Origin of the sequence: Streptomyces griseorubiginosus (assembly GCF_017614965.1) — a bacterium.
GTDB lineage: Bacteria > Actinomycetota > Actinomycetes > Streptomycetales > Streptomycetaceae > Streptomyces > Streptomyces griseorubiginosus_B.
In genome coordinates this window covers 1-2986 of record NZ_WVUG01000538.1, presented here as the reverse complement: position 1 = coordinate 2986, position 2986 = coordinate 1, and the positions used below count along the sequence as shown (strand labels likewise).

3 protein-coding genes and 1 pseudogene are annotated in these 2986 nt (G+C 70.6%); 3 read left to right on the top strand and 1 reads right to left on the bottom strand.

The window, feature by feature from the left end; translation table 11 throughout:
• Positions 1–1324: RNB domain-containing ribonuclease (locus tag GRC12_RS43280; RefSeq protein WP_208785923.1), on the top strand; the 1324-nt coding region annotated here is incomplete at its 5' end.
• A 112-nt stretch (positions 1325–1436) separates the two neighbouring features.
• On the opposite strand, the pseudogene GRC12_RS43275 reads toward GRC12_RS43280, so the two are convergent.
• Positions 1437–1778 (bottom strand): annotated as a pseudogene (locus tag GRC12_RS43275) (MerR family transcriptional regulator); the annotation flags it as partial.
• Positions 1779–1950: 172 nt separating this feature from the next.
• On the opposite strand from GRC12_RS43275, the gene GRC12_RS43270 reads away from it, so the two are divergent.
• Both GRC12_RS43270 and GRC12_RS43265 read left to right on the top strand, forming a co-directional pair.
• Positions 1951–2520, top strand: a complete 570-nt coding sequence (locus GRC12_RS43270) for a Uma2 family endonuclease (RefSeq protein ID WP_308286761.1) — start codon at positions 1951–1953, stop codon at positions 2518–2520.
• A 46-nt stretch (positions 2521–2566) separates the two neighbouring features.
• Positions 2567–2986, top strand: a 420-nt coding sequence (locus tag GRC12_RS43265) for an AraC family ligand binding domain-containing protein (protein ID WP_208785921.1), incomplete at its 3' end; no start/stop codon positions are given.

Below are 2986 nucleotides of genomic sequence, written 5' to 3'. Positions count from 1 at the left end.
GGCCGAGGCCGAGCAGGCCGCGAAGGCCCCGCCCCTCCGGCCGTACGACGCCACCGCCATCCCCCTCTTCACGATCGACCCACCCGCCTCCACCGACCTCGACCAGGCCATGCACCTCTCCCGCCGGAACACCGGCGGCTACCGCGTCCGGTACGCCATCGCAGACGTAGCCGCCTTCGCTATCCCCGGCGGAGCACTGGACGCGGAGACCCACCGACGGGTGACGACCCTCTACTTCCCCGACGAGAAGGTTCCCCTGCACCCGCCCGTCCTCAGCGAGGGCGCCGCGAGCCTCCTCCCTGGCCAGGACCGCCCTGCCGCCCTCTGGACGATCGACCTCGACGCGGAGGGCCGTACCGTAGCCGCCGACGTCCGCCGAGCGATGATCCGGAGCCGCGCCAAGCTCGACTACGAGGGCGTGCAGCGGCAGATCGACGAGGGGACGGCCGAGGAGCCACTGGCGCTCCTGAAAGTGATCGGCGAGCTGCGGGAGCGCCTGGAGGTGGAGCGAGGCGGCATCTCCCTGAACGTGCCCGAGCAGGAGATCGTGGAGCGGAACGGCGCGTACGAGCTGACGTACCGCGCCCCGCTCCCGGCGGACGGCTGGAACGCGCAGATCTCCCTACTGACCGGAATGGCGGCCGCCGACCTGATGCTGGCGCACGGCACCGGCATCCTGCGCACCCTCCCGGCCGCCCCGGACGGCGCCGTCGGCCGCCTCCGCCGTACCGCACGCGCCCTGCACATCGACTGGCCGCACCACGTCTCCTACGCCCACCTGATCCGCTCCCTGGACCCCCACAACTCCCACCACGCGGCCTTCCTCCAGGAGTGCACGACGCTCCTCCGCGGCGCCGGCTACACCGTCTTCCGCGACGGCCACCTCCCCGCCATCACCACCCACGCCGCAGTGGCCGCCCCCTACGCCCACTGCACGGCCCCCCTCAGACGCCTGGCCGACCGCTACGCGTCGGAGATCTGCCTGGCCGCGGCGGCAGGCGCTCCCGCGCCGGACTGGGTCCTCACGGCCCTTGACGCGCTGCCGCACGAGATGGCGGACGGCAACCGGCGCGCGGGCGCCGTCGAGCGCGAGTGCGTGGACATCGTGGAGGCGGCGCTGCTGAAGGACCGGGTGGGGGAGGAGTTCGACGGCTGCGTGGTGGAGGTCGAGGAACGTCAACCGACCGTGGGAGTGGTGCAGTTGACGTCCCCCGCAGTCATAGGCCGCATCGACGGCGATCACCTTCCCCTCGGCGAACCCCTCCGAGTCCGCCTCACCCAGGCCGACCCGGCAACGGCGAAGGTACGTTTCGCGCCCGCGTGACCTGGTGTACGAGGGCCTCGGCGTCGTCGGCGTGGAAGCGGACGAGACGAACGTCCCGTCGACGGCCGAGAAAGGTGAAGTGGGGGACGGGCTGGGTGAGTTCGAGGGTGAGTCCTTCGGCCGGCAGCCCGCCCTGGGCCTCCAGCAGCACCCGAAGCCGTACCCTCCGCTCCCGGATCGCCGCCTCCTGCCGCGCCAGATCCTCGTCCAGCTCGGCGAGCACTTCGGCGAGGTCCTTCCCGGCGTCGTCGGCGAGCACGTCCCGCACTTCCGCCAACCCGAGCCCCAGCTCGGTCAGCCGCCGAATACGCGCCAGCACGACGGCGTCCCGAAGCGTGTAGTCCCGATAGCCGTTGGTCAGCCGCCCGGGCTCCGACAGCAGCCTCTGATGGTGGGAGTGCCGCACGGCCCGCGTGGTGACACGGACGGTGGCGGCGAGTTCTCCGATCCGCATGGCACCAGTAGAGAGGTTGACGTCGCGGCAGGGTCAAGGGAGGGCCTCGCCGTCTGACGGCACCGGTGATCGTGTGCCACGATCGAGGGAACGGGTCCCGATCTCATGGACAGGTGATCTTCCGATGTCCCAGTCTGGCGAGCGACCGAAGGAGGGGCGTGACGTGACTGCCGTGGCGCATGAGCCCACCACGCCGGCCGAAGGCCTGCTGGACATCTTCCTGTCCCTCGAGACCCCGGAGGGCTTCCGGGCCGAACTGATCGAGGGGGAGATCGTCGTGACGCCGCCGCCGGACGGGGACCACGAGGATTACATCGGGCTGATCGTGAACCAGGTGATCAGGCGGTCCAGGACCGACATGCAGTTCTCGGGGAACAAGGGACTGAAGCTGCGGAGCGGTGGCGGATGCCCGAAAGACCACGTGATCCCGGACGGCACTTTCGCTCCCACGGAGCTGCGGCTCTATCGCGGCGCCGACTCCTGGATGCCCTGCGAGGGCGTCGCCATGGTGCTTGAGGTGACCTCCACCAAGCCACAGACCGACCGGGAGGCGAAGCGCCGTTGCTACGCCCGCGCCGCCATCCCGCTCTACCTGCTCATCGACCGCGAGGCCTCTTCCGCCACGCTGTTCAGCGACCCCGAGAACGACGACTACCGCGAGCACTGCACCCGCCCCCTTGGCAAGCCCCTCACCCTCCCCGAGCCGTTCGCCTTCGACTTGGAGACAGCGGACTTTCTCTGACCCTCCCGGCGTTGCACCCTAGGCACGACGCGAAAGGGGGCGACGCATGGAACAGGCGCTGTGGACGAGGGCGAGGCTGGGCCGCTGCGGCCCCTCCCTCGACCTCCTGACCGCTCGCTTCGACAAGCACGTCTACTCGCCGCATGCCCACGACGAGTTCACGGTCGGGGTCTGCGTAGGCGGTTCCGAGGTCATCGACTACCGAGGCGGCCACATCCGCACGGGCCCGGGTTCGATCGTCGTCCTGGCCCCCGACGAGGTCCACACCGGCGGCCCGGGAAACGCAACCGACGGCTACGCCTACCGCGCTCTCTACGCCGACACCACCCTCCTCACCGAAGGCACCCTCGGCGGCCTCCCCCACTTCCGCGAGCCCCTGATAGACGACCCGGAACTGGCCGCAGCCATCCTCTCCACCCACACCGAACTGAGCGCCTGCCCCGACCCCCTCGAGACGGAGTCCCGC